Source organism: Sphingomonas kyungheensis (assembly GCF_037120395.1).
Lineage (GTDB): Bacteria > Pseudomonadota > Alphaproteobacteria > Sphingomonadales > Sphingomonadaceae > Sphingomonas > Sphingomonas kyungheensis.
This window is the reverse complement of sequence record NZ_JBBBDM010000002.1, coordinates 304,544-328,827: the sequence shown is the minus strand read 5'-3', so window position 1 is coordinate 328,827 and position 24,284 is coordinate 304,544. Positions and strand designations below refer to the sequence as shown.

Below are 24,284 nucleotides of genomic sequence, written 5' to 3'. Positions count from 1 at the left end.
TATACGGGCGTGTGTTCGCCATTCGGGACAGTGGCAGCGAAGCGTAAGCGTCGCGTTAAGCGGCGAGCGTTTGTTGCGGGACGAGCGCGGCAAGATCGACGATCAGCAACGGTTCGCCGTCGCGCTCGACGAGGCCGATGCCGGCGCGCGCCCAGCCATGGTCGAGCGCGAGGCCCGGCGACAGCGGCTGCGCCTCGAAGACCGAGACGTCCTCCAGTTCGTCGACGAGGATCGCGTAGAGATGGCCGTCGACACGGGTGATGACGGCGCGGCGCGCGCTGGCCGGCGTCGGATCGAGGCCGAGCGCGGTGCCGGTGTCGATGACGGTCACGACGCGGCTGCGCAGCGCGACGAGGCCGCGGACCGCCGCCTCGGTGCGCGGCACCGCGATCACCTGCGCGATATCGACCACCGAATCGACCTGGCTGGTCTCGATGGCGACGCCGCGCCCGGCGATATGCGCGATCAGGAACAGGCCCATCAGCGATCTCCCACGGCATGCGCCAGCGCGTCGAGCAGCGCCGGCCGGTCATAGCGATAGATGCTGGCGGGATCGCCGTCGCTCGGCCGCTCCTGGCGCAGCCGGACGACGTTGCGCGCGGCGGCGGGGGCGATCGTCGCTCCATCCATCACCAGCGCCACGTCGGCCGGTCCGTCTGGCGGCGGCTGCATCACGCAGCGATAGCCCATCGATTCGAGCATCGGCCGCAGGAAGGTCTCCATCCAGCCGCCGGCATCGCGTTGCAGCCAGCACAGGCGATCGCCGGCGGGTTGCAGCGCCCCGGCGAACAGCGCGTGCGCGTCGAGCAATTCGACCTGCTCGCCGTCGATGATGACGACGCCGGCGACCGGCCCGACCCCGCGCGCCGGCGCGACCTCGCCGGGCAGCTGCACGATCTCGACGGGTTCGTGGATCGCATAAGCGATCTCGGTCGATCCGTCGGTCAGCCGCAGCACGGGCAGGTCGGCGCGCTCGCCGATCGCGGCGGCGGCGTGGAGCGGCACGAGGTGGCCGCCGATCGCGAGTCGCAACTGGCCGCCGGTGCGGCGGATCGCGGCGGTCGACACCGTCTCGACGCGGTCGATCGCGGCGAGCGGCAGCACGCGGCGCTGGTCGTCGAGATCCTCGAACATCAGCGCGAGCACGCCGCGCGCCGGTGCCGCGGCAGCGGCCTCCTCCTCGGCGAGGATGCCGTGGAGGAAGCGCAGCCCGGCGACGGTGGCGATCCCCGAGGCGTCGAGCAGCAGCATCGGCAGTCCCGAATCGGGCAAGGTATGGCCGGCATAGACGCCGGTCGCCATCACCGCGGGCGCGGCGGGCTTGACCACCAGTTCCTCGGCATCGATCACCGCATCGATCGCCAGCGCATAATCGCCGTCGCGGGTGGCGACGATCGCCAGATTGGTCTCGCCGCCCGTACCGATGCCGAGCAGCCGGCCGAGCGAGACGAGCGGCAGCCGCCGTCCGCGCACCGTCGCCACCTGGGCATCGCCGACCGTGTCGATCCGCACCGTCTCGCAGCCGATGCGCAGGATCTCGTCGACCGACTGGCGCGCGATCGCGAAGCGCTGGTCGCCGACGCCGACGACGATCGTCGACATGATCGACAGGGTCAGCGGCACCGAGATGACGATCGTCAGCCCCTGCCCCGGCCGGTTGGCGAGCTGGATCCGGCCGCCGATATGTTCGATGTTCGACCGCACCACGTCCATGCCGACGCCGCGGCCCGAGATCGCGGTGACGGTGTCGCGACTCGACAGGCCGGCGTGGAAAATCAGGTCGAGCCGTGCCGCCGCGTCCATCGACGCGAGCGCCGCGTCGCTGACCAGCCCCTGCGCGCGCGCCTTGGCGGCGAGCCGGTCGCTGTCGATGCCGCGGCCGTCGTCGGCGATCTCGACGAGGATCTGGTTGCCCGACTGGCGCGCCGAGACGAGGAGCCGGCCCGTTTCCGGCTTGCCCGCGGCGCGGCGCTCGGCCGGCGTCTCGATGCCGTGATCGACCGCGTTGCGGATGATGTGGACGAGCGGATCGCGCATCAGCTCGATCATCTCGCGGTCAAGCTCGACATCGGCGCCGTCAATGCTGAGCGCGACCGACTTGCCGAGCTCGCCCGCGGTATCGCGCACCATCCGCGGCAAAGCCGAGAAGAGCGCGTCGATCCGCTGCATCCGGGTGCGGGTGACGGTGTCGCGCATGTCGGAGACGGTGAGCGACAGCCGCTCCAGCGCCGCCTCGACCAGTGGATCGACCTGTTCGTCGCGCAGTCGCCGGGCGAGCTCGTTGCGCGCCAGCACCATCTCCGACATGCCGCTCATCATCCGGTCGAGCAGGTCGACGTTGAGGCGGACCGAGCGGCCGTTGCTACGCATCGCCGCCGCCGGCTGCGCGACGACCGCGGGGCGGGCATCCTCGGCAAGCGCGGCGATCAGCAGGTCCTCGCACGAATCGTCGAGCGGCGCGCCGGCGTCAATCGCCTCGACCAGTTCGCCGATCCGGTCGACGATGGCGAGCACCGCATCGACCAGCGCGGTGTCAGGGAGGCGCTGTCCGTCGCGCACCGCGGCGAGCACATCCTCGGCGGCATGGCTGAGCCGGGCGAGCCGCGGCAGATCGAGGAAGCCGCAGCTGCCCTTCACCGTGTGAACGAAGCGGAAGATCGCATCCAGCCGCGTCCGATCGGTCGGCGCCGCCTCCCATGCGACGATCTCCCCCGACAGTGCCTCGAGCGTCTCGCGGGTCTCGGCGATGAATTCCTGCAGAAGGTCGTCCATGGGTCCCCGTGGGTTATCCCCGGGTCATGGCGGAACATGCGTTAAAGCTGCGTTTACTCGCGAGGGGGCGGCGCGGCCCGATCTGACACATGACAGGCGCATTTCATTTAGATGACAGATTAGTGACAATTCCCGCTGGCCGATCTACGTTTTGGCGCGACGAGGGTAAGGGGGGCAGAGCAATGCAGAACGGCTTCGACATGGCGGCCGTGCGCTTCTTCGCCGGGCTGAACGGCCATCGCGGGCTCGACGACGTCTTCGTCTATGGTCTGCATTACAATACGGTGCAGACGCTGCCGATCGCGATGATCGCCTTCGCCATGTGGCTGACCGCGCCGCGCGACGGCCGCCGCAGCGACATCATCATGACCGGCTTCATCGCCGCGATCGTCGTCGTCGCGCTGGCGATGGCGTCGAAGCTGTTCCTGCCGGCGCGGCCCCGTCCCGCCGCGCTCGGCCTGTATCCCTTCACCAGGCAGGATTTCCCCTTCGACTGGTCGTCGCTGCCGAGCGACACGCTCGCCATCCTCTCGGCCTTCACCGCCGCGATGTGGACGGCGGAGCGGCGCTGGGGGATCGTCGGCATCGCCATGTGCGTGCTGGTCGCGATCGCCAAGATGTTCGCCGGCTACCATTATCCCACCGACATCCTGATCGGCGCCGGGCTCGGCGTCGCGACCTTCACCGGCCTGTGGCGCTTCCCCGATATCGGCCATCGCGCCAACCGGATCGTCGCCCTCGCCTATCGCCGCGCGCCGGTGGCGATCACCGCCGCGCTCGCCTTCGTCGCGGTGAGCTTCGGCACGCTGTTCGCGGACCAGCGCGTGCTGGTCAAATACATGCTCGGCAAGGAGTCGATCTCGGGCGAGGCGCCGCGCGTCACCGCCGCGGCCGGCAGCCGCGCGGTGGTGCAGATGCTGCCGTAAAAAATCCGCGCCGGGCGGCTTGAACCGCGGCCGGCGGTTTCTAATTCACCGTCGCCGGGCGCCGTGTTCGGGTCCGGTTGGACGTAGGGGGCGCCGGCTCTCGCTCCGGCGCAGCTCAGGTCCAGATTGCTCGTCAGGAGGATTTGGAGATGAGGACCAATTTCGATTTCACGCCGTATCGGCGCGCCACGGTCGGCTATGACCGGTTGTTCGACCTGCTCGAAACGGGGACCCGCGGCGACGGCAGCGACGGCTATCCACTTTATGACATCGTCCGCGAAGGCGACGACCGCTACCGCATCACGATCGCGCTCGCCGGTTTCCGGCCCGATCAGATCGAGATCGTCGCGCGCGACAATCAGCTGACCGTCACCGGTCGCCACGCCGAACCCGATCGGGATGGATCGGACGACAGCGGCAGCCGCTTCCTGCATCGCGGCATCGCGACGCGCTCGTTCGAGCGGCGCTTCCAGCTCGCCGATTACGTCGAGGTACAGTCCGCCGACTTCCGCGACGGCCTGCTCAGCATCGCGCTGCAACGCATCGTGCCGGACGCGATGAAGCCGCGCCGCATCGCGATCAACGACGGCGCCGCTCTGCCCGCGGCCGCCTGATCCCCACAGCCCAGCCAGACAGGAGAATGATGATGGCTATCCGTGATCTGATCCCCTGGAGCCGCCAGGACCATCGCGCCGTACCGGCGGTCGGCCTGCGCGATGCCGAGGGCGCCTGCGACACGCCTCCCTTGCTGTCGCTTCACCGCGAGATGAACCGCCTGTTCGACGACGTGCTGCACGGCTTCGGCGCGCCGTCCTTCGCCACCGAACGCCTCGCCGTGCCGAGCGTCGAGCTGAGCGAGACCGATCAGGCGATCCGCGTCACGGCGGAACTGCCCGGGCTCGAACAGAAGGACGTCGAGCTGTCGATCGAGGACCAGGTGCTGACGCTGCGCGGCGAGAAGAAGGCCGAGGTGGCGGACGAGGCGCGCGGCTATTCCGAACGCCGCTACGGCCGCTTCGAACGCCGCATCGGCCTGCCGCGCGGCATCGACGCCGACAAGGCGACCGCCGCCTTCGCCCATGGCGTGCTCACCGTGACGATACCGCGCACCGCCGCCGCCGGGGATGCGGTGCGGCGCATCCCGATCCACGCCGGCTCGGGCTGAGCCGCAGCGACGGCGCCCGCCCAACTAGCAGGCGGGCGCCCCCTTCGCCGCCACCCCGAACCGCCAGATCGTCGTCTGGCGATAGGTTTCGCCCGGACGCAGCCGCGTCGACGGGAAGGAGGGCTGGTTGGGACTGTCGGCGAGATGCTGCATCTCGAGCGCGATGCCGTCGCCCGGCCGGTAGACATGGCCGCCGGGACCGGCATCGCTGCCGTCGATATAGCCGCCGGTATAGGCCTGGATCGACGGTTCGGTCGTCTCGATCGTCAACGTCCGGCCCGAGCCGGGATCGACCAGCCGTGCGACCGGCGCCAGCGTGCCGGCGGGCTTGTCGAACAGCCAGGCGTGATTGTAGCCGCGTGGCGTCAGCGGCGGCTGCGCGATCCGTTCGCCGATCGTGTGCGGACAGCGGAAGTCGAACGGCGTCCCTGCGACCGGGGTGAAGCGGCCGCTCGGAATGCCGCCGGCGTCGGTGTCGACCAGCCGCGCCGCGCGCAGTTGCAGATATTGGCCGTCGACGCTGCCGCTGCTCTCCCCCGCCAGGTTGAAATAACTGTGGTTGGTGAGGTTGAGCACGGTCGGCCGGGTGGTCTGCGCCCGATAGTCGATATGCAGCGCATCGTCGTCGGCGAGCCGATAGGTGACGCTCACCGTCAGCCGGCCGGGGAAGTTCTGGAATCCGTCGGGGCTGACGAGCGTGAAGCGGACGCTGTCGCGGCGGATCGCGGCGGGCGTCCAGTCGACGGTGTCGAACCCCTGCGGACCGCCGCCGTGCAGCGCATTGGCGCCGTCATTGGCGACCAGCGTCACCGGCCGGCCGTCGATGGCGAAGCGCGCACCGCCGATCCGCCCGGCATAGCGGCCGATCGTCGCGCCGAAGCCGTTCTTGCGGATCTTGGCGCGATAGTCCGCCGGGGTCGGATAGCCGAGCACGACATTGGCGCGATGGCCGTCGCGATCGGGCACCTCGACCGCGGTGACGATCGCGCCCTGCGGGATCAGCCGCACCACCATGCCGTGCGCGTTGCGCAGCGTGATCGTCGGATCGGCGGGTGGCGTCGCGGCGGCGATCGCGGCAAGCGGGAGCAAAATCATCATCCACGCGATCTACGCCAGCGACGGCAGGTGGGCGAGTCCCGCGTGGCGTTGCGCTTGCGTGCAATACAGCCGAGGTTCAGCGGCTATGCTTAACAGGACCGCCATGGATTCCGAGACGCCCGCCCCCGCTCCCGCCCCGGCGATCCGCGCCGTCGCCGACGATATGACGGCGATCTTCGGCGCGACGCATCGCGGCGACCTGCCGAACGACCGCGCGCCGGCGCTGGTGCCGCAGCGACGCCACCGCGCCTGGCGCGCGCTGGTCGCGGTCGGCGGGGTCGCGACGATGATCACCGCCGGGCTGATCGGCGGCAGCGCCGTACTCGATTCGGGCGCCGCGCCGGCCCAGCGCGCCGCCCCCAAGCGGATCGCCACCCGCCCCGCTGCCGCGCCGACCGTGGCGCCGGTGATGGTCGCCGCCGCCACCGTGCCGACGCCGACGCCCGGCGACACTGCGGAGGCGCAGGACTATCGCGGCGACACCGAGGATCGCGGCGACACCGGCTATCGCGGTGATGCCGATGATCGCGCCGGCGCCGACTATCGTGTCGATTCGGCCCCGGCGGACGGGGCGACGCCCGCGCCGCCAGCCGCCGCGGCCCGTCAGACCGCACGCGCCGACGAGCGGCCGATCGTCGTGCCGCGCCCGCGCCGCGCCGAGCGCCCCGTGGCGATCGACCGGGCATCCCCCGTCCTCTATGCCGCGCGCAACTGCTATGACGAGGCCTCGTGCCTCGCCCCGCAATTGCAGGCGGCGGAGCGCACCGTCGCGGTCGCTTATGATCGCGCCACCGCCGCACAGGTGCGCAACGGCACCTTGCGCGACTATCGCGACGAATGGCTGCGCGCCCGCCGCGTCTCGCAGCGCCGCCCGCGCGAGGCGTTGCGCATATACGGCATGATCGCCGCCGACCTTCAGCTCTACGCCGACAATGCGCCGGGGGACGACCGGATGGCGTGGCGATGATCGCCATCCGTCGCGTCGCGCATAACCCCGCGCCGGGCCTGCGCGCCGGACCGCAGCCGCTCTATGCGATCGGCGACGTCCACGGCCGCTACGACCTGCTCCATGCGCTGCTCGCCGAGATCAGCCGCGACGCGGCGGAGCGGCATCCCGGCGTGACGCCGCGGCTGCTGCTGTGCGGCGACTATGTCGATCGCGGCCCCGCCTCGGCGGCGGTGCTCGCGGCGCTGGTCTGGCTGCTGCGGTCCAAGGCGGTGGATGCGCGGCTGCTCGAAGGCAATCACGAGGCGATGCTGCGCGGCTTCCTCGATCGCCCGGCCGAACATCGCCGCTGGCTCGCGGTCGGCGGCGCGGCGACGATCGCCTCGTACGGCGTGGCGATTCCCGACGAGGCGGCGCTCGACACCCCCGCGACGCTCGTCGCGCTGCGCGACAGCCTGCTCGATGCGATGCCGACCTCGCATTATCAGTTGCTCGACCGTCTCGACCTGCTCGTCGAGGTTGGCGATTACGCCTTCGTCCATGCCGGCGTCGTTCCCGGCGTGGCGTTGCATGCGCAGCGCCGCGACGACCTTTTGTGGATCCGCGACGAGTTCCTCGACCACCCGCGCCCTGCCACGGCGGTGATCGTCCACGGCCATACCTGGACCGGCGACCAGCCGGTGCTGCTGCCGCACCGCATCGGCATCGATACCGGCGCGTACAAGACCGGCGTGCTCACCGCGCTCTATCTGTGCGACGACCACGCCGCGATCCTCCAGGCGGTCGACACGCCGGCGGCCGAGGTGAATTCGGCGTCATGATCGCCCCCGCCGGTTGACTGGGACCGATCCGCACCGATCTTCCGCGGCGACCTATCCAGGGGATCAGAGATGACACCGGACGAACGCACCCTCCTCTCCCAATTCCTCACCGACCTCGGCGCGGCGCGCGGCATCGCCAAGGATGCCGAGGCGGACGCGATGATCCGCCAGGCGCTCGCCGCCAATCCGGACGCTGCCTATGTGCTCGTCCAGCATGCGATCGTCGCCGACCAGTCGCTGCACGCGGCGCAGGCGCGGATCGCCGAGCTGGAGCGGCAGCTCGCGCCGCAGCCCGCCGCGAACCGGTTCCTGCCCGAGCAGGGGCCGTGGGGCGCGTCGCCCGCCTTCGCCCAGACCAACTATGCCCCGCCCGCGCCCGAGGCGCGGCCCGGCATCCTGTCTGGCGGCGGCGGGCTCGGCAGCTTCCTGCGCGCCGCCGGCACCACCGCGGCGGGCGTCGCCGGCGGCGAGATGCTGTTCAGCGGCCTGTCCGACCTGTTCGGCGGCCACCACGGCGGCGGCCAGGGCTTCCTCGCGCCCGAGGAGAATGTCGTCATCAACAATTACGGCGACGACGGCGACAACGATTACGACGATCGCGGCGACTGGTAGGGGCCGGTCCGGCCGGTCGTGCGTTGCGCGTCCATGTCCCAGCATCACGACCGCTACGCCTACCGCCCGATCATCGACCGGCCCGATTACGATTGGCCCGACGGCCGCCGCCTCGCGATCTACCTCGGCGTCAATTACGAGGTGTTCGACTTCGGCGGCGGCCTCGGCGCCGAACTCGCGCCGTCGCAGACCCAGCCCGACGTGATGAACTACGCGTGGCGCGATTACGGCAATCGCGTCGGCGCATGGCGGTTGTTCGACCTGTTCGACCGTTTGCAGCTGCGCACCACCGCATTGCTCAACAGCGCGGTGCTCGACCGCTGCCCCGGCCTCGCCGAGGCCTGCCGCGACCGCGGCGACGAGATCGCCGCGCACGGCGGCAGCAACGCGCAGGCGCAGGGCAAGCTGTCGCGCCATGCCGAGCGCATGCTGATCGCGGACGTCACCGCGCGCCTCACCGCGCTCGGCACCGCGCCGACCGGCTGGCTCGGCCCGTGGATCTCGGAAAGCGAGCATACCCCCGACCTGCTTGCCGCGGAGGGCTATCGCTACGTGCTCGACTGGGCGCATGACGATCAGCCGACGCAGCTGGCGACCAGCGACGGGCCGCTGCTGTCGATCCCCTATTCGCAGGAGATCAACGACATCCCCTCGATCATCCAGCGCCATCAGGAAGCCGATACCTTCGCCGCGATGATTCGCGCCGCGGTCGAGCAACTGCTTTCCGAATGCGACCGCCGGCCGCTCGTCCTCGGCATCGCGCTGCATCCCTATATCATGGGACAGGCGCACCGCGTCCCGCCGCTGGCGAAGGTGCTGACCGAATTGCGCGCCGCGGACGATCCGCGCATCTGGTGGACGACCGCGGGCGACATCGCCGCGCATGTCGCGGCCACGGGGGTGGCGGTGTAAGGGGAAGTGCTGGTGACCCCTACGGGAATCGAACCCGTGCTTCAGCCGTGAAAGGGCCGCGTCCTAACCGCTAGACGAAGGGGCCAGCGGGGGTGCTGCTAGAAGAGGGTCGGCGATCGGTCAAGGGGTTGCAGCGATCAATTCGCCCAGGCGGCGTCTTCAAGGTGCATTTCCGCCGCCGGGCGACTGCCCCAATCGTCGATCTTGGCGCGGCCGGCGAGCCACAGGCGGCGGTGCGGCGCGGCGGCGAGCAGCGCCTGCCCCAGGGCGGTGTCGGCGGCGCGGAACGCCACTGCCTTGAAGCTGCGGCCGTCGTCGCCCGCCACCACCGCGCGGACATGGCCGTTGCCGACGACATCGGCCTTGATGATCCGCACCGGCCCGGCGGCGATGCGCGGCGCCGGCCAGCCCATGCCGTACGGCCCGCCGACGTCGAGCGATTCGACCAGCAGCGGGTTGATCCCGCCCGGCGCGAGTACCGCGTCGACGAGCAGCGCACGGCTCTCCATCGCGCTGTCGACGGTGGCGGCGAGCCGCGCTTCGAGGAAGTCGGCGAAGGCGGCGATGCCGTCGGCGGGGATCGTCAGCCCCGCCGCCATCGCGTGGCCGCCGCCGGCAACGAGCAGCCCGTGCTCCTTCGCCGCGAGCACCGCCGCGCCGAGATCGACCCCGGCGATCGACCGGCCCGATCCCTTGCCGAGCCCGTCCTCGCCGATCGCGATGACGATCGCCGGGCGGCCGAGCTTCTCCTTGAGGCGACCGGCGACGATGCCGATCACGCCGGGGTGCCAGCCCTCGCCCGCGACGACGACGACGCGGCGGTCGCCGGTCGCGCCGAGCTCGGCGGCCTGCTGCACGCCCGCCTCGATCAGCCGGCGCTCCTCGTTGAGCCGGTCGAGCTCGACGGCGATCTGCCGCGCCTCGTCGGGATCGCGCGTGGTGAGCAGCCGGACGCCGAGGTCGGCACGGCCGACGCGGCCGCCGGCGTTGATCCGCGGGCCGAGCGCGAAGCCCAGGTCACTGCACGTCGGCGCACGGGTCAGCCGCGCCGCCTCGATCAGCGCGGCGAGGCCGGGGTTGCGGCGCTGCGCCAGCACCTTGAGCCCCTGCGCGACGAAGGCGCGGTTGAGCCCGCGCAGCTGCGCGACGTCGGCGACGGTGCCGAGCGCGACGAGATCGAGATGGTGGAGCAGGTTGGGCTTGGCCCGGCTGGCGAAGAACCCGCGCGCATCGAGCACGCGCAGCAGCGCGGCGGCGAGTAGGAAGCAGACGCCGACCGCGGCGAGATGGCCGTGCGCCGCGCCCTCCGCCTCGTCGAGGCGGTTGGGATTGACCAGCGCATGCGCGAGCGGCAGCGCGGCGGCGCATTTGTGGTGATCGACGACGACGACGTCGACCGGATGCGCATGCGCCATCGCCAGCGCGTCGAACGCCTGCGCGCCGCAATCGACGGTGACGATCAGCGACGCCCCCTCACCCGCCAGCCGCACCAGGGCATCGCCCGATGGGCCATAGCCTTCGAGCAGCCGGTCGGGGATATAGGGCCGCGCCTCGAGCCCAAGTTCGCGCAGCACGAGGATCATCAGCGCCGCCGAGGTGGCGCCGTCGACGTCATAATCGCCGAACACCGCGACGCTCTCCCCCGCCTGCACCGCATCGGCGAGCCGCGCCGCGGCGCGGTCCATGTCGCGGAACACCGACGGATCGGGCATGAAGGCGCGGATCGAGGGGCTGCGGTGATCGTCGAGCGTCTCGCGCTCGGCGCCGCGGGCGAGCAGCAGCTGGGTGACGAGATCGTCCGCACCAAAGCCATCGCGCGCATCGGCGGCGAGGCTGCGCCAATGCCAGGGCTGGCCGAGAATCGAATGGGATACGCCGAGAACGGGGGTCATGGATGGGGCAAAGGTTCCGGTAGGGCGCGGCACGGCGCGACGGTCTGCCGTCCTTAAAGCAAGATGCGCCGAGGAGGAAACGCTTTGCCGGTCAGCGGCTCATCGCGGTGTCACGGCCGATCCGCGTCGCGTTCAGAAAACCACAGGAACCACAGCAACCCGAGCGCCGCGGCGGCACCGATCGCGCGCATCAGCGGCGCCTCCCCCGCCCCCGCGCCGCTGAACCGTGCCGAGGCATAGCCGATCGCCAGCATGAAGCCGCCGAAACGGGCCGGACGCAAGGGGGCCAGCCACCGGGTCGCGGCGTAGCCGATCAAACCGACGCAGGCCGTCGATGCGAATGCGGTGAGCAGATCGGCGAGCAAGGTCGTCCCCTCCATCTATCGTCCCGGCGCCGGAACCGCCGTTCCCGTCTCACCCTTCGACACCGGCCCGCTCCCTGCCTATATCAGCGCCAATGGCCGATTCCTTTGACCTGGGCGAACCACCGGCGGCGGCGACGCCCTATCGCGTGCTGGCGCGCAAATACCGTCCGCAGACCTTCCGCGAGCTGATTGGCCAGGACGCGATGGTTACCACGCTCGGCAATGCGATCAAGCGCGACCGGCTGGCGCATGCGTTCCTGATGACCGGGGTGCGCGGCGTCGGCAAGACGTCGACCGCGCGGCTGATTGCCAAGGCGCTCAACTGCATCGGCCCGGACGGCCAGGGCGGTCCAACGATCGATCCGTGCGGCGTCTGCGAGCCGTGCCGCGCGATCGCCGAGGGGCGTCACATCGACGTGATCGAGATGGACGCCGCCAGCCATACCGGCGTCGACGACGTGCGCGAGATCATCGATGCGGCGCGCTATGCTGCGGTGTCGGCACGCTACAAGATCTATATCGTCGACGAAGTCCACATGCTGTCGAAGAATGCGTTCAACGCGTTGCTGAAGACGCTGGAGGAGCCGCCGGCGCACGTCAAATTCCTGTTCGCCACCACCGAGGTGAACAAGGTGCCGATCACCGTGCTGTCGCGCTGCCAGCGGTTCGACTTGCGGCGCATCTCGGCCGAGCAGCTAGCCCAGCATTTCGCCTTCGTCTGCCGCGAGGAAGGCGTCGAGGCCGAGCCCGAGGCGCTGATGCTGATCGCACGCGCCGCGGAAGGTTCGGCGCGCGACGGCCTGTCGATCCTCGACCAGGGAATCGCGCATGCCGGGCTGGAGGGCGGCGGCGTCACCGCCGATGCGGTGCGCCAGATGCTCGGCCTGTCCGATCGCGGCGCGGTGCGCGACCTGCTCGCGCTGGTGCTCGCCGGCGATGCGGCGGGGGCGCTCGCCAGCCTGCGCCGGCAATATGATTATGGCGTCGATCCGCAGGCGGTGCTGCGCGCACTGCTCGAATCGGTGCACGGCATCACGCTGACCAAGGTCGGCACCGCCGACGATCCCGCCCAGCCCGCCGAGGAGCGCGCGGCGCGGCACGAATGGGCGGCGGCCCTGTCCTTCCCGGCGCTGCACCGATTGTGGCAATTGTTCCTGAAGGGGCATGACGAGGTCGCCAAGGCGGCGCTGCCGATCGAGGCGGCGGAGATGGCGCTGCTGCGCACGATCCATGCCGCGAGCCTGCCCGATCCCGGCGAACTGGCGAAGCAGATCGCCAGCGGCAAGCTCGGCGCGATCGGCGCACCCGCTGCCGCGTCCGGCGCGCCGGCGCCCGCCGCCGCCGCCGCCCCCGTGGCCGAACGTCCGGCGGTGCCCGCGGACTTCCCCGGCCTCGTCACCCTGCTCGAGGACAAGGGCCATTTCGCGGTCGCGGCGCAACTCAGCCACGGCGCGCGCGTCGTGCGCTATGCGGCGCCCGAGCTGATCCTCAGCGGGTCGCGGCCGATGTCCGCCGATACGCTGCGCGACGTCGCCGATGCGCTCAAGTCCGTGACAGGACAGGTCTGGAAGATCGCCTTGGAGGATGCGCCCGGCGCGCCTACCTTGCGCGAGCAGGCCAAGGCGGACGACGAAGCGAAGCGGCTGGCGATCCTCGACACGCCGCTGGTCAGGGCGGCCTTCGCCGCCTTCCCCGAGGCGGAACTCGAATCCTGGCCCGGCAAACGGAGTATGGCATGAAGAATATCGACGAAATCCTCGCCATGGCGCAGAACGTCCAGAACGAGCTGCAGAAGGCGCAGGACCAGCTCGACACGATCGAGGTCGAGGGTGTCTCGGGCGGCGGCCTGGTCAAGGTCAAGGCGAGCGCCAAGGGCCGGATCATCAGCATCGCGATCGACGATTCGCTGATCGAGGTGTCGGAAAAGCAGATGCTCGAGGACCTGCTCGCCGCGGCGTTCAACGATGCGCGCGCCAAGGCGGATGCGGTGTCGGGCCAGGAAATGTCCAAGATGACGAGCGGCCTGCCGTTGCCGCCGGGGTTCAAGCTGCCGTTCTGAGGTTCTTAGCTCCACCGGAATTTGTCATCCCCGCGCAGGCGGGGATGACCACCGGGGCTGGATGACAACCGGGGCAGGACGACAAGACAGGCGCGATACAGGGGTAAGACGCTGTCCCGAACCGACCTCCCCTACCGCAGACAGCTGTCCAGCCCGCTCCGCCGCACCACGCCGACATAGCGCGACAGGGCGTTGCCGTGGCGGCGGACGAAGCCGTGCGGGTCGATCGCCGCGCGCTTCTTGGGCAGCGGCAGCACCGCGGCGATCCGCCCCGCCTCGGTCGGGGTCAGGTGCGAGGCGTCGTGGTGGAAATAGCGCATCGCCCCGGCATTGACGCCATAGGTGCCGATCCCCGTCTCGGCGACGTTGAGATAGACCTCCATGATCCGGCGTTTGCCCCACAGGGTCTCGATCAGCACGGTGAAATAGGCCTCGAACGCCTTGCGGACATAGCCGCCGCCCTGGAACAGGAAGACGTTCTTGGCGGTCTGCTGGCTGATCGTGGAGCCGCCGCGCAGCCGGTTGCCCTGCGCATTGCTATAGGCGGCGTGCGCGATCCCCTGCCAGTCGAAGCCGTAATGCGAGCAGAAACGCGCATCCTCGCCGGCGATCGCGGCGCGGGCCATGTCGGGGTCCATCTCGGACAGCGGCATCCAGTCCTTGGTGACGCTGCGCCCGCCGAGCAGATCGCCCGCCATCGTCCAGGTGAAGGGCACCGGCACGAAACGATAGATGCCGACCCACAGCAGGCTGATCGCGACGAAGACCAGACCGGCCTTGAACAGGAGGCGGAGGACGAAGAGCATCGCCGCTCCTTACCGGCGCGGCGCGGGCTCCAGCAAGGGGAGGATCGCGTCGGCGGCGGCGATGCCGGTCTGATAGGCGCCGTGCGCGGTCGAGAAGTCGGTGGCGGAACAGGCCTCGCCCGCGAAGAACAGGCGATCGTCGACCGGCGCGGCGAGGATCGCGCGCGCCCCCGCCTGCCCGACCCGCGCGTGGCTGTAGCTGCCGTGGATATACGACTCGCCGCGCCAGTGCGTCGCGGTGAGCGGGGTCAGCCGGCGCCGCCAGTCGGAGCCAAGCAGCGCGACCAGCTCGCGAATCGCGAAGTCGGTCGCGGCGCGGGTGTCGGCCATCGCCTCGGCGCAGGCGCCGCCGAAGAAGCTTTCGATGATCGGCAGGCCGAAGGGCGACAGCCGGTGACTGGCGGTGCAGCTGCGATGCGGATCGCCGATCAGATGCGCCTGTGCCGGCCATTCGGGTCGGTCGACCGCGAGAAACACCTTGTCGGCGAGACCGAGCGGCAGCGCCGCCGCCGCCGCCTGCTTGTCGGGCAAGGGCGGGTCGAAGCGGATCGCGGCATAAGCGCTCGTCGGGATGGCGAGGATGACACGGTCGGCCTCGATCGTCCCCGCGGGCGTGTCGAGCCGGATCGTCCGGCCGCGGTGGTCGATCCGCGTCACCGGCGTATCGAGCCGCACCGGCACCGCGCCGGCGTGTCCGACGATCAGCGTGCCATAGCCGGCGGGAAGCGCCCAATTGTCGTCGGTGGCGGCATCCTCGTAAGCCGCCCAATCGTGCAGCGAGACACGGTCGAGCGGCGCGCCATTGGCATAGCCCGAGATCGCATCGATCATCGGCCGCCACGGATCGTCCGGCGCGACGAAATCGGACAAGGGCCGGTCGGGGCCGGCGAGCGCGGCATGCGCAGCCTCGTCCCAGCGCTGATAGGCGGCGCGGAAGGCGCGTTGCTCGTCGGGCGGATAGCCGAGGTCGCGCCATTGCTCACCCCAATGGGGGGAGCTGCGATCGATCGCGGCGCCGCTGCGCTCGGCGATCGCGGTCCACGGATTGCGGCCGGCGGAATGGAGCCAGCCACAGCCGAGATCGATGGCGGGTTGACCTTCGGCCCGATCCGGCGCGCGCGAAGACAGTCTCTCACCACCGGTTAGCGTCTCCACCGCGACGCTGCGCGCGCGGCCGCCGAGTCGGCTGCCTGCTTCGACCAGCAGCACCTCGGCGCCTGCATCGTGCAGCCGCCGGGCCGCGGCGATCCCGGCCGCACCGCCGCCGATGACGACGGTGCGCATCGGGTCAGGCCGCGGCGAGCAGACGCTTTTCGCCGGCGATGCGCATCATCGCCTTCTGGAGCTTCTCGAACGCGCGCACCTCGATCTGCCGCACGCGTTCGCGCGATACGCCATAGACCTGCGACAGCTCTTCCAGCGTCTTGGGATCGTCGGTCAGCCGCCGCTCGGTGAGGATATGCTTCTCGCGATCGTTGAGATCGTCCATCGCCGACACGAGCATGCCGTGGCGGACGTCCGCCTCCTGCGCCTCGGCGACCACCGTATCCTGCAACGGCGCGTCGTCCTGCAGCCAATCCTGCCACTGGCCCTCGCCATCCTCGCGCATCGAGACGTTGAGCGAGGTGTCGCCGCCCATCGCCATGCGCCGGTTCATCGACACGACATCGGCTTCCGCGACGCCGAGGTCGGTGGCGATCTTGGTGATATGCTCGGGTTTGAGGTCGCCGTCCTCGAACGCGTCGAGCTTCGACTTCATCCGCCGCAGATTAAAGAACAGCTTCTTCTGCGCGGCGGTGGTGCCCATCTTCACCAGGCTCCACGAGCGCAGGATATATTCCTGGATCGAGGCGCGGATCCACCACATCGCATAAGTGGCGAGGCGGAAGCCGCGATCGGGCTCGAACTTCTTGACGCCCTGCATCAGGCCGATGTTGCCTTCCGAGATCAGCTCCGAGGTCGGCAGACCATAGCCGCGATAGCCCATCGCGATCTTCGCGACGAGGCGCAGATGGCTGGTGACGAGCTGCGCCGCCGCATCGGTATCGCCATGCTCCTGGAACCGTTTGGCGAGCATGAACTCCTGCTCGGGCGCGAGGATCGGGAATTTCTTGATCTCGGCCAGGTAGCGGTTGAGGCTCTGCTCCCCGCCAAGGGCAGGAATCGTCGCGGGGACGTTGCTGCGGGCTGCCATGATCTGATCTCCCTTTCTTTCGGAGGCGATTCGCCCCGCCCTGTCTCCTTTGGGGCGGCGGCGAACCGGCTCGAACCTATACGTGAAGCTCGGTGAACAGTTCCTGCATGTCTGCAGGCATCTGGCTATCGAACGCCAAAGCGGTGCTTTTCACCGGATGGATGAACCCGAGGTGGGCGGCGTGCAAGGCCTGGCGCCGGAAACCAAGGGTTTCGAGCAGCGCCTTTTGAACACCCTTTGTTCTACCATAGACCGGGTCGCCGAGCAAGGCGTGGCCGAGCGAGGCCATATGGACGCGCACCTGGTGCGTCCGTCCCGTCTCCAGCCGGCATTCGACCAGCGCCGCGTCGCGCAGCACCTGCATCGTGCGGTAATGCGTCACCGCGCGCTTGCCGCCGGGGACGATCGCGATCTTCTTGCGATTGGCCGCGGAGCGCGCGAGCGGCGCGTCGACCTTGCCCTCCGCCGGGCGCGGCACGCCGCCGACGATCGCGCGATAGCGGCGATCGATGCTGTGATCGTGGAACTGCCGCGCCAGCCCCTCATGCGCACGATCGGTCTTGGCGGCGACCATCAGGCCGGAGGTGTCCTTGTCGATGCGGTGGACGATCCCCGGCCGCGCGACGCCACCGATTCCCGACAGCGATCCCTGGCAATGGTAGAGCAGCGCGTTGACCAGGGTGCCGTCGAGATTGCCCGCGGCGGGATGCACCACCAGCCCGGCGGGCTTGTCGATGACGATGAGATGCTCGTCCTCATAGGCGACGACGAGCGGGATATCCTGCGCCTCGTTATGCGGCAGGCTCGGCACGGGCACCGCGACCGCAAGCCGGTCGCCCGCCGCGGCGCGCTTGGCGGGATCGCGCACCATCAGGCCCGCGCGCGTCACCGCGCCGCTGGCGATCAGCACTTTCAGCCGTTCGCGCGACAACGTCGGCACCGCATCGGCCAGCGCCCGATCGAGCCGCCAGCCGTCCGCCGCCGGCGCGATCACTGCTTCAATGATGGAAACCCCCCGGTCCATTACCTAGGGATGTGGGTAGCATGACCGCAATTGCAAGCGACCTGATCGACCGCATCCGCTGCGAAGCCGCCGCCTGTCCCGACGCGGAGGTCTGCGGCCTGCTGTTCGGCGACGATGCGGCGATCACCGCGATCCGGCCGTGCCGCAACGTCGCCGCCGATCCGGCGCGCTGGTTCGAGATCGATCCGGCCGCCTTGCTCGCCGCGCATCGCGCCGCGCGCGGCGGCGGACCGCGCCTGATCGGCCATTATCATTCGCACCCGAGCGGCATCGCGCGTCCCTCGCCGCGCGATGCCGCGAGCGCGCCGCCCGACGGTGCGCTGTGGCTGATCGTCGCCGGCGGGACGGTGCGCGGCTGGCGCGCGGTCGCCGACGGACCGGTCGAGGGGCGGTTCGCGCCGGTGCCGCTGCGCATCGCCTGACGGCCGCCCTTGCGCGCGCGACTCGGCTCGGCCACACACGCAGCGTTCATCCAGGGGAAGCTCATGTCCGTCAGTCCGGTCGATTTCGCCAGTCTGCTCTGTTCGCGGCTGTGCCACGACCTGCTCTCGCCGGTCGGCGCGCTCAACAACGGACTGGAATTGCTCACCGACGAAACCGACGAGGAGATGCGCGCGCGCGTCTTCCAGTTGCTCGCCGAATCCGCCCGCGCCTCGGCGAACAAGCTCAAGTTCTTCCGCCTCGCGTTCGGCGGGGCGGGCGGCTTCGGCGACCGCGTCGATTCGCGCGAGGCGAAGACGGCGATCGAAGGCCTACTGATCGACAACAAGCGCACCACCTTCAACTGGTGGGTCGAGTCGGACCAATTGCCCAAGACGGCGCTCAAGGTGATGCTCAACCTCGCGCTGCTCGCCAGCGAGGCGCTGGTGCGCGGCGGCACGCTCGACGTCGGCGGCGAGGAGAATAACGGCCAGCTCGAGATCGTCGTCAAGATCGAGGGGCCGCGCATCATCCTCGCGCCCGACCTGCGGCTCGCGCTCGATCACGGCGAAGGGCCGGAGGGCGTCACACCGCGCACCGCCGCCGCCTATATGGTGCACAGCCTGGTCGCGCAGGCGGGCGGCACGTTGCAGATCAGCGAGCCGACCGAGACGATAATGATCTTCGGCGCGGTATTTCGCGGCTGATCCCGCCGCGACTTGCCCTGTCCGGGTGGAGGGGACTAACCGGGCGGCCTGCACTTTCCGGAGCTCCGATCCATGAAGACCCGCGCCGCCGTCGCCTTCGCCGCCAAACAGCCGCTCGAGATCGTCGAGCTCGACCTCGAAGGACCGAAGGCCGGCGAGGTGCTGGTCGAGATCATGGCGACCGGCATCTGCCATACCGACGCCTATACGCTCGACGGCCTCGACAGCGAGGGCCTGTTCCCGAGCGTGCTCGGCCATGAGGGCGCGGGCATCGTCCGCGAGGTCGGCGCGGGGGTGACCAGCGTCGCGGTCGGCGATCACGTCATCCCGCTCTACACGCCCGAATGCCGCCAGTGTAAGTCGTGCCTCAGCCAGAAGACCAATCTGTGCACCGCCATCCGCGCGACGCAGGGCAAGGGGCTGATGCCCGACGGCACCACCCGGTTCAGCTACAAGGGCCAGCCGATCTTCCACTACATGGGCTGCTCGACCTTCTCCAACTTCACCGTGCTGCCCGAGATCGCGGTCGCCAAGATCCGCCCCGACGCGCCGTTCGACACCAGCTGCTACGTCGGCTGCGGCGTCACCACCGGTGTCGGCGCGGTGGTCAACACCGCCAAGGTGCAGCCGGGCGACACCGTCGTCGTCTTCGGCCTCGGCGGCATCGGCCTCAACGTCATCCAGGGGGCGAAGCTCGCCGGCGCGAAGATGATCGTCGGCGTCGACATCAATCCGGATCGCGAGGATTGGGGCCGCCGCTTCGGCATGACCCATTTCGCCAATCCGCGCGATGCCTCTTCGGTACCGGGGGGCGACATCGTCGCGCATATCGTCCAGCTGACCGACGGCGGCGCCGACTATAGCTTCGATGCCACCGGCAACACCGACGTGATGCGCCAGGCGCTCGAATGCTGCCACCGCGGCTGGGGCACGTCGATCATCATCGGCGTCGCCGAGGCGGGCAAGGAGATCAGCACCCGCCCGTTCCAGCTCGTCACCGGGCGCAACTGGCGCGGCACCGCGTTCGGCGGTGCGCGCGGCCGCACCGACACGCCCAAGATCGTCGACTGGTATATGGACGGGATGATCCAGATCGACCCGATGATCACCCACCGGCTGACGCTCGACGAGATCAACAAGGGGTTCGACCTGATGCACGCCGGCGAGAGCATCCGCAGCGTGGTGATCTACTGACGGCGCACGATTCCCCCTGGATTTCTGCAACAATCCTCCGACCGCCCCGGCGGAGGCCGGGGCCCAGATGGGGGACGCGGAGTGAGTGACTACCAGGGTCCACCCGACTGGACCCCGGCCTGCGCCGGGGTGGTAGCTAGGGAGATACGGGATGGTATTCTCAACCATCCCGATGACGGCTGGATCGCTGAAACAGCGACCCGCTTTACCTTCGACCAAGCGTAGCATCGAACACACATGAAGGAGCCTCCCATGTTTTCCCACGTCATGCTCGGCACCGATGACATGGCCGCCTCGCGCGCCTTCTACGATGCGACGCTGGGCGCGCTCGGCATCGGACCGGGGGTCAGCGATGCCAAGGGCCGCACGGCCTATATGCACGCTGGCGGCCGGCTGCTGCTGAGCGTGCCGATCAACGGCGAGCCCGCCAGCCACGCCAATGGCGGCACGATCGGCTTCGCCGCCGCCTCGCCCGCGGCGGTCGATGCATGGCATGCCGCCGGACTCGCGCATGGCGGCACCGCGATCGAGGACCCGCCCGGCCCGCGCCAGTCGCCGTTCGGCCAGCTCTACCTCGCCTATCTGCGCGATCCCGCCGGCAACAAGCTGTGCGCCGCGCACCGTATGGCGGCCTGAGGGATGGCGATCGAGACCGTCGCCACCGCGCGGGCGTTCGGCGGCACGCAGGGCGTCTATCGCCATGCCTCCGACGCGACCGGCACGCCGATGACCTTCTCGGTCTATGTCCCGCCGCATGCGCCGGGACAGACGCTGCCGGTGGTCTGGTATCTGTCGGGGCTGACCTGCACGCACGCCAATGTCACCGACAAGGGCGAATATCGCCGCGCCTGCGCCGAGCTCGGGCTGATCTTCGTCGCGCCCGACACCTCGCCGCGCGGTGACGGCGTCGCCGACGATCCTGCCTATGACTTCGGCCAGGGCGCCGGCTTCTACGTCGATGCGACCGAGGCGCCCTGGGCGGCGCATTTCCGCATGTGGTCCTACGTCACCGAGGAATTGCCGGCGCTGATCGCCGCGCATTTCCCGGCCGACATGGCGCGCCAGTCGATCATGGGCCATTCGATGGGCGGTCATGGCGCGCTGACCATCGGGCTGACGCTGGCGGAGCGGTTCCGCGCCGTCTCCGCCTTCGCACCGATCGTCGCGCCGAGCCGGGTGCCGTGGGGCGAGAAGGCGCTCGGCGGCTATCTCGGCGCGGACCGCGCGGCGTGGCGCCGGCACGATGCGGTGGCGCTGATCGAGGACGGCGCGCGCGTGCCCGCGCTGCTCGTCGACCAGGGCGAGGCCGACCAGTTCCTCGCCGAGCAGCTACGCCCGCAGTTGCTCGCCGAGGCGTGTGACGCCGCGGGGATCGAGCTGACGCTGCGGATGCAGCCGGGCTATGACCACAGTTACTATTTCATCGCGACGTTCATGGCGGACCATCTCGCCTGGCATGCGGCGCGGCTGGGGTAGCGGGTTACGGGTACACGAGCGATGGTCACCCCATCACCTCCGCTTGTAGAACGCCGCTGCTGATCGGGAGGCTTCCGCCTGCCCGCCCGTATTCCCGCGCAGGCGGGAATCCAGTGGCCCAGCAGAACGACGGCTTGCGGCACAGAAACACTGGGCTCCCGCCTGCGCGGGAGCACTCTAGTCTGACAGGATCACGCGACGCTCAGCGGATGAACGCACGTGATCACCTCTTCACTTGGCCAGCATCTTCTCCGCGCTGGTCTTCACGAAGTCGGCGATCGGGCCGGACATCATCGCCAGCATCATCGGCACCCTGACCGTGCCGCGGACGTCGGCGTCGCCGACCGTCATGTCGACCGCGACCTTCTGCCCCATCGCGACGATCGCCAGCGCCAGCGTGTCCGGCCCCGTCCAGTCGGCATCCACCGTGCCGCCGCCGGGGATATGCCGGGCGAGCTTGGGCAGCCCCGCCGCGATCCGCCGCCGCGCCTCGTCGCGGCCGAGGTCGTGCGCTATGTCGAAGGGGATCGCGGCCATCATCGTCTCCGGAAAGGAACAGGCGGCGCCCCTGCCCGCGCCCGGCGTGCGCCGTCAACCATCAGCGATGGTGACGAAACCCCCGCGCCCCGCTAAGGCGCGCCGCATGACCGAGATCACGCCCCAGATCGTCGCCGACCACGGCCTGTCCCCGGAAGAATATGAGCGCGTCCTCCACGCGCTGGGCCGCGAGCCCAATCTGGTCGAGCTCGGCATCTTTTCGGTGATGTGGTCCGAGCATTGCAGCTACAAGTCGAGCCGCATCCACCTCAAGAAGCTGCCGACCGAAGGGCCGCAGGTGATCTGCGGTCCGGGCGAGAATGCCGGCGTGATCGACATCGGCGACAATCAGGCTGCGATCTTCAAGATGGAGAGCCACAACCACCCGTCGTACATCGAACCCTATCAGGGTGCGGCAACCGGGGTCGGCGGCATCCTGCGCGACGTGTTCACGATGGGCGCACGGCCGGTCGCCAACATGAACGCGCTGCGCTTCGGATCGCCGACCCATCCCAAGATGCGCCACCTGATCAGCGGCGTCGTCCATGGCATCGGCGGCTACGGCAATTGCGTCGGCGTGCCGACGGTGGGCGGCGAGGTCAATTTCCACCCCGCCTATGACGGCAACATCCTGGTCAACGCGATGACGGTCGGGATCGCCGATCAGGACAAGATCTTCTATTCAGCGGCGAGCGGCATCGGCAATCCGATCGTCTACGTCGGGTCCAAGACCGGGCGCGACGGCATCCACGGCGCGACGATGGCGTCGGCCGATTTCGGCGAGGATGCCGATGCCAAGCGTCCGACCGTGCAGGTTGGCGATCCATTCACCGAGAAGCTGCTGATCGAGGCCTGCCTCGAACTGATGGCGACCGACGTGATCGTCGCGATCCAGGACATGGGCGCCGCCGGCCTCACCTCGTCGAGCGTCGAGATGGCGTCGAAGGGCGGCGTCGGCATCGAGCTGGTGATGGACGACGTGCCGCAGCGCGAAACCGGCATGACGCCCTATGAAATGATGCTCTCCGAATCGCAGGAGCGCATGCTGATGGTGCTCAAGCCCGGCCGCGAGGCCGAGGCCGAGGCGATCTTCCGCAAATGGGAGCTCGATTTCGCGGTGATCGGCCGTGTCACCGACACCGGCCGCATGGTGCTGACCTTCAAGGGCGAGACCGTCTGCGACATCCCGCTCGGCCCGCTCGCCGACGAGGCACCGCTGTACGACCGGCCGCACGTGCCGACGCCGCCGCCGGCGCCGCTCGCCAACGTGCCCGAGAGCCGCGACATCGCCGCCGACCTGCTGACGCTGATGGGCTCGCCCGACATCGCCAGCCGTCGCTGGATCTGGGAGCAATATGACCACATGGTCGGTGCCGATACGGTGCAGGCGCCCGGCGGCGACGCCGCGGTGGTCCGCGTCCACGGCACCGACAAGGCGCTGGCGATCACCACCGATTGCACCCCGCGCTATTGTTTCGCCGATCCGGTCGAGGGCGGCAAGCAGGCGGTCGCCGAGGCGTGGCGCAATATCACCGCGGTCGGCGGCACGCCGCTCGCCATCACCAACTGCCTCAACTTCGCCAATCCGCAGCGGCCCGAGATCATGGGCCAGATCGTCGGCTGCCTCGACGGCATGGCGCAGGCGTGCCGCGCGCTCGACTTCCCGATCGTCAGCGGCAACGTCTCGCTCTACAACGAATCGAAGGCGACCGGCGGCGGCAGCGCGATCCTGCCGACCCCGGCGATCGGCGGCGTCGGGCTGCTCAAGGACTGGACCCGGAATGCGACGATCGCCTTCAAGGGCACCGGCGACATCATCCTCGCGGTCGGCACGCGGCGCGGCCATCTCGGCCAGTCGCTCTTCCTGCGCGAATGCCATGGCCGCGAGGACGGCCCGCCGCCGCCGGTCGATCTCGCCGCCGAGCGCAAGACCGGCGACCTGATCCGCGCCGCGATCACCGCCGGGCAGCTCTCCGCAGTGCACGACGTGTCGGACGGCGGCATCGCGGTGACGCTCGCCGAAATGGCGCTTGCCGGCAATGTCGGCGCGATGATCGACCGCAAGCAGCCGTTCGACTGTGCGCGCGCCTTCTTCGCGGAGGACCAGGGCGTCTATGTCGTCACCGTCCACGATGCGGCGCTGCTCGACTTCCTCGGCGCGGCGCATGCCGCCGGGGTCGAGGCCGAGCCGCTCGGGCGCACCGGCGGCAAGCGGCTGATCTTCGAACGGCCCGATCGTGACGACGTGGTGACGCTGGAGGCGCTGCGCAGCGCGCACGAGGGCTTCTTCCCGGCGCTGATGGGGGTGGACGGCGCGCTCGCCTGACCGGCGGCGGCGGGCCGGGTAGCGCCCGCCCG

General features: G+C 69.8%; 25 protein-coding genes and 1 tRNA gene. 15 read left to right on the top strand and 11 right to left on the bottom strand.

Annotated features, from left to right (window positions below):
* Positions 1-55: 55 nt before the first annotated feature.
* On the bottom strand, positions 56-481 hold the full coding sequence (locus tag V8201_RS05605) for a chemotaxis protein CheW (protein WP_271300406.1): 426 nt from the start codon (positions 479-481) through the stop codon (positions 56-58).
* Positions 481-2,772 carry a chemotaxis protein CheA gene (locus V8201_RS05600; RefSeq protein WP_336544694.1) on the bottom strand — a complete coding sequence of 764 codons (2,292 nt, stop codon included), beginning with the start codon at positions 2,770-2,772 and terminating at the stop codon, positions 481-483. The genes V8201_RS05605 and V8201_RS05600 overlap by 1 nt, the downstream gene beginning before the upstream one ends.
* 182 nt (positions 2,773-2,954) lie before the next feature.
* On the opposite strand from V8201_RS05600, the gene V8201_RS05595 reads away from it, so the two are divergent.
* The 3 genes from V8201_RS05595 (at position 2,955) to V8201_RS05585 (ending at position 4,863) form a co-directional block, all read left to right on the top strand.
* Positions 2,955-3,698: a phosphatase PAP2 family protein gene (locus V8201_RS05595; protein WP_336544693.1), complete on the top strand. Its 744-nt coding sequence runs from the start codon at positions 2,955-2,957 to the stop codon at positions 3,696-3,698.
* 149 nt (positions 3,699-3,847) lie between these two features.
* Positions 3,848-4,312, top strand: coding sequence for an Hsp20 family protein (locus V8201_RS05590; protein ID WP_336544692.1), 465 nt, complete (start codon positions 3,848-3,850; stop codon positions 4,310-4,312).
* 32 nt (positions 4,313-4,344) lie between these two features.
* A complete protein-coding gene (locus V8201_RS05585) occupies positions 4,345-4,863 on the top strand; it encodes an Hsp20/alpha crystallin family protein (protein WP_336544691.1) in 519 nt (172 codons plus the stop codon).
* A 24-nt stretch (positions 4,864-4,887) separates the two neighbouring features.
* On the opposite strand, the gene V8201_RS05580 is transcribed toward V8201_RS05585, so the two are convergent.
* A complete protein-coding gene (locus V8201_RS05580; protein WP_336544690.1) occupies positions 4,888-5,961 on the bottom strand; it encodes an aldose epimerase family protein in 1,074 nt (357 codons plus the stop codon).
* A gap of 103 nt (positions 5,962-6,064) precedes the next feature.
* On the opposite strand from V8201_RS05580, the gene V8201_RS05575 reads away from it, so the two are divergent.
* The 4 genes from V8201_RS05575 to V8201_RS05560 all read left to right on the top strand — a co-directional run bounded on the left by V8201_RS05575 (position 6,065) and on the right by V8201_RS05560 (position 9,252).
* Complete coding sequence (locus V8201_RS05575; protein ID WP_336544689.1) at positions 6,065-6,928, top strand: hypothetical protein; 864 nt, start codon at positions 6,065-6,067, stop codon at positions 6,926-6,928.
* Positions 6,925-7,728 (top strand): metallophosphoesterase, encoded by an 804-nt coding sequence (locus tag V8201_RS05570; RefSeq protein ID WP_336544688.1) that lies wholly within the window; start codon positions 6,925-6,927, stop codon positions 7,726-7,728. Before V8201_RS05575 ends, V8201_RS05570 begins: the two co-directional genes overlap by 4 nt.
* Before the next feature lie 69 nt (positions 7,729-7,797).
* Complete coding sequence (locus V8201_RS05565; RefSeq protein ID WP_271300398.1) at positions 7,798-8,340, top strand: DUF2076 domain-containing protein; 543 nt, start codon at positions 7,798-7,800, stop codon at positions 8,338-8,340.
* 33 nt (positions 8,341-8,373) lie between these two features.
* Positions 8,374-9,252: a polysaccharide deacetylase family protein gene (locus V8201_RS05560; RefSeq protein WP_336544687.1), complete on the top strand. Its 879-nt coding sequence runs from the start codon at positions 8,374-8,376 to the stop codon at positions 9,250-9,252.
* Positions 9,253-9,262: 10 nt separating this feature from the next.
* Here the strand turns inward: V8201_RS05560 and V8201_RS05555 are convergent.
* From V8201_RS05555 to V8201_RS05545, 3 genes are all read right to left on the bottom strand, one after another.
* Positions 9,263-9,337, bottom strand: a tRNA-Glu gene (locus V8201_RS05555).
* 52 nt (positions 9,338-9,389) lie between these two features.
* Entirely contained in the window at positions 9,390-11,144 is a 1,755-nt protein-coding gene (recJ, locus tag V8201_RS05550; protein WP_271300386.1) for a single-stranded-DNA-specific exonuclease RecJ, read from the bottom strand.
* 110 nt (positions 11,145-11,254) lie between these two features.
* Positions 11,255-11,509, bottom strand: coding sequence for a hypothetical protein (locus tag V8201_RS05545; RefSeq protein ID WP_271300385.1), 255 nt, complete (start codon positions 11,507-11,509; stop codon positions 11,255-11,257).
* Between the two features lie 92 nt (positions 11,510-11,601).
* On the opposite strand from V8201_RS05545, the gene V8201_RS05540 reads away from it, so the two are divergent.
* Both V8201_RS05540 and V8201_RS05535 read left to right on the top strand, forming a co-directional pair.
* Positions 11,602-13,248 carry a DNA polymerase III subunit gamma/tau gene (locus V8201_RS05540; protein WP_336544686.1) on the top strand — a complete coding sequence of 549 codons (1,647 nt, stop codon included), beginning with the start codon at positions 11,602-11,604 and terminating at the stop codon, positions 13,246-13,248.
* The gene (locus V8201_RS05535; protein ID WP_336544685.1) at positions 13,245-13,568 is read left to right on the top strand and encodes a YbaB/EbfC family nucleoid-associated protein; all 324 of its coding nucleotides are present in this window, start codon (positions 13,245-13,247) and stop codon (positions 13,566-13,568) included. The genes V8201_RS05540 and V8201_RS05535 overlap by 4 nt, the downstream gene beginning before the upstream one ends.
* A 131-nt stretch (positions 13,569-13,699) precedes the next feature.
* Here the strand turns inward: V8201_RS05535 and mtgA are convergent, their stop codons facing one another.
* The 4 genes from mtgA to V8201_RS05515 all read right to left on the bottom strand — a co-directional run bounded on the left by mtgA (position 13,700) and on the right by V8201_RS05515 (position 17,592).
* Positions 13,700-14,374: a monofunctional biosynthetic peptidoglycan transglycosylase gene (mtgA, locus tag V8201_RS05530; RefSeq protein WP_336544684.1), complete on the bottom strand. Its 675-nt coding sequence runs from the start codon at positions 14,372-14,374 to the stop codon at positions 13,700-13,702.
* Between the two features lie 9 nt (positions 14,375-14,383).
* Entirely contained in the window at positions 14,384-15,658 is a 1,275-nt protein-coding gene (locus tag V8201_RS05525; protein WP_271300382.1) for a flavin monoamine oxidase family protein, read from the bottom strand.
* 4 nt (positions 15,659-15,662) lie between these two features.
* On the bottom strand, positions 15,663-16,568 hold the full coding sequence (gene rpoH / locus V8201_RS05520; protein ID WP_037535013.1) for an RNA polymerase sigma factor RpoH: 906 nt from the start codon (positions 16,566-16,568) through the stop codon (positions 15,663-15,665).
* A 76-nt stretch (positions 16,569-16,644) separates the two neighbouring features.
* Positions 16,645-17,592 carry an RluA family pseudouridine synthase gene (locus V8201_RS05515; RefSeq protein ID WP_336544683.1) on the bottom strand — a complete coding sequence of 316 codons (948 nt, stop codon included), beginning with the start codon at positions 17,590-17,592 and terminating at the stop codon, positions 16,645-16,647.
* 20 nt (positions 17,593-17,612) lie between these two features.
* Between V8201_RS05515 and V8201_RS05510 the strand changes: the two genes are divergently transcribed.
* From V8201_RS05510 to fghA, 5 genes are all read left to right on the top strand, one after another.
* Positions 17,613-18,014 (top strand): M67 family metallopeptidase, encoded by a 402-nt coding sequence (locus V8201_RS05510; protein WP_271300380.1) that lies wholly within the window; start codon positions 17,613-17,615, stop codon positions 18,012-18,014.
* Between the two features lie 63 nt (positions 18,015-18,077).
* Positions 18,078-18,719, top strand: coding sequence for a histidine phosphotransferase family protein (locus V8201_RS05505; RefSeq protein WP_037535016.1), 642 nt, complete (start codon positions 18,078-18,080; stop codon positions 18,717-18,719).
* A 72-nt stretch (positions 18,720-18,791) separates the two neighbouring features.
* Entirely contained in the window at positions 18,792-19,913 is a 1,122-nt protein-coding gene (locus tag V8201_RS05500) for an S-(hydroxymethyl)glutathione dehydrogenase/class III alcohol dehydrogenase (protein ID WP_037535017.1), read from the top strand.
* A 252-nt stretch (positions 19,914-20,165) separates the two neighbouring features.
* Positions 20,166-20,549: a VOC family protein gene (locus tag V8201_RS05495; RefSeq protein WP_271300379.1), complete on the top strand. Its 384-nt coding sequence runs from the start codon at positions 20,166-20,168 to the stop codon at positions 20,547-20,549.
* Between the two features lie 9 nt (positions 20,550-20,558).
* Positions 20,559-21,389 carry an S-formylglutathione hydrolase gene (gene fghA / locus V8201_RS05490; protein ID WP_336544911.1) on the top strand — a complete coding sequence of 277 codons (831 nt, stop codon included), beginning with the start codon at positions 20,559-20,561 and terminating at the stop codon, positions 21,387-21,389.
* 231 nt (positions 21,390-21,620) lie between these two features.
* On the opposite strand, the gene V8201_RS05485 is transcribed toward fghA, so the two are convergent.
* The gene (locus V8201_RS05485; protein WP_037535019.1) at positions 21,621-21,926 is read right to left on the bottom strand and encodes a polyhydroxyalkanoic acid system family protein; all 306 of its coding nucleotides are present in this window, start codon (positions 21,924-21,926) and stop codon (positions 21,621-21,623) included.
* 106 nt (positions 21,927-22,032) lie between these two features.
* Between V8201_RS05485 and purL the strand changes: the two genes are divergently transcribed.
* The gene (purL, locus tag V8201_RS05480) at positions 22,033-24,252 is read left to right on the top strand and encodes a phosphoribosylformylglycinamidine synthase subunit PurL (RefSeq protein ID WP_271300378.1); all 2,220 of its coding nucleotides are present in this window, start codon (positions 22,033-22,035) and stop codon (positions 24,250-24,252) included.
* The last annotated feature ends 32 nt before the right edge of the window (positions 24,253-24,284 follow it).

Bases quoted from the DNA above. Each gene is read 5' to 3' on its own strand.
- V8201_RS05605 (WP_271300406.1), bottom strand. From the start codon at position 481: ATGGGCCTGTTCCTGATCGCGCATATCGCCGGGCGCGGCGTCGCCATC.
- V8201_RS05600 (WP_336544694.1), bottom strand. From the start codon at position 2,772: ATGGACGACCTTCTGCAGGAATTCATCGCCGAGACCCGCGAGACGCTC.
- V8201_RS05595 (WP_336544693.1), top strand. From the start codon at position 2,955: ATGCAGAACGGCTTCGACATGGCGGCCGTGCGCTTCTTCGCCGGGCTG.
- V8201_RS05590 (WP_336544692.1), top strand. From the start codon at position 3,848: ATGAGGACCAATTTCGATTTCACGCCGTATCGGCGCGCCACGGTCGGC.
- V8201_RS05585 (WP_336544691.1), top strand. From the start codon at position 4,345: ATGGCTATCCGTGATCTGATCCCCTGGAGCCGCCAGGACCATCGCGCC.
- V8201_RS05580 (WP_336544690.1), bottom strand. From the start codon at position 5,961: ATGATGATTTTGCTCCCGCTTGCCGCGATCGCCGCCGCGACGCCACCC.
- V8201_RS05575 (WP_336544689.1), top strand. From the start codon at position 6,065: ATGGATTCCGAGACGCCCGCCCCCGCTCCCGCCCCGGCGATCCGCGCC.
- V8201_RS05570 (WP_336544688.1), top strand. From the start codon at position 6,925: ATGATCGCCATCCGTCGCGTCGCGCATAACCCCGCGCCGGGCCTGCGC.
- V8201_RS05565 (WP_271300398.1), top strand. From the start codon at position 7,798: ATGACACCGGACGAACGCACCCTCCTCTCCCAATTCCTCACCGACCTC.
- V8201_RS05560 (WP_336544687.1), top strand. From the start codon at position 8,374: ATGTCCCAGCATCACGACCGCTACGCCTACCGCCCGATCATCGACCGG.
- recJ (WP_271300386.1), bottom strand. From the start codon at position 11,144: ATGACCCCCGTTCTCGGCGTATCCCATTCGATTCTCGGCCAGCCCTGG.
- V8201_RS05540 (WP_336544686.1), top strand. From the start codon at position 11,602: ATGGCCGATTCCTTTGACCTGGGCGAACCACCGGCGGCGGCGACGCCC.
- V8201_RS05535 (WP_336544685.1), top strand. From the start codon at position 13,245: ATGAAGAATATCGACGAAATCCTCGCCATGGCGCAGAACGTCCAGAAC.
- mtgA (WP_336544684.1), bottom strand. From the start codon at position 14,374: ATGCTCTTCGTCCTCCGCCTCCTGTTCAAGGCCGGTCTGGTCTTCGTC.
- V8201_RS05525 (WP_271300382.1), bottom strand. From the start codon at position 15,658: ATGCGCACCGTCGTCATCGGCGGCGGTGCGGCCGGGATCGCCGCGGCC.
- rpoH (WP_037535013.1), bottom strand. From the start codon at position 16,568: ATGGCAGCCCGCAGCAACGTCCCCGCGACGATTCCTGCCCTTGGCGGG.
- V8201_RS05515 (WP_336544683.1), bottom strand. From the start codon at position 17,592: ATGGACCGGGGGGTTTCCATCATTGAAGCAGTGATCGCGCCGGCGGCG.
- V8201_RS05510 (WP_271300380.1), top strand. From the start codon at position 17,613: ATGACCGCAATTGCAAGCGACCTGATCGACCGCATCCGCTGCGAAGCC.
- V8201_RS05505 (WP_037535016.1), top strand. From the start codon at position 18,078: ATGTCCGTCAGTCCGGTCGATTTCGCCAGTCTGCTCTGTTCGCGGCTG.
- V8201_RS05500 (WP_037535017.1), top strand. From the start codon at position 18,792: ATGAAGACCCGCGCCGCCGTCGCCTTCGCCGCCAAACAGCCGCTCGAG.
- V8201_RS05495 (WP_271300379.1), top strand. From the start codon at position 20,166: ATGTTTTCCCACGTCATGCTCGGCACCGATGACATGGCCGCCTCGCGC.
- V8201_RS05485 (WP_037535019.1), bottom strand. From the start codon at position 21,926: ATGGCCGCGATCCCCTTCGACATAGCGCACGACCTCGGCCGCGACGAG.
- purL (WP_271300378.1), top strand. From the start codon at position 22,033: ATGACCGAGATCACGCCCCAGATCGTCGCCGACCACGGCCTGTCCCCG.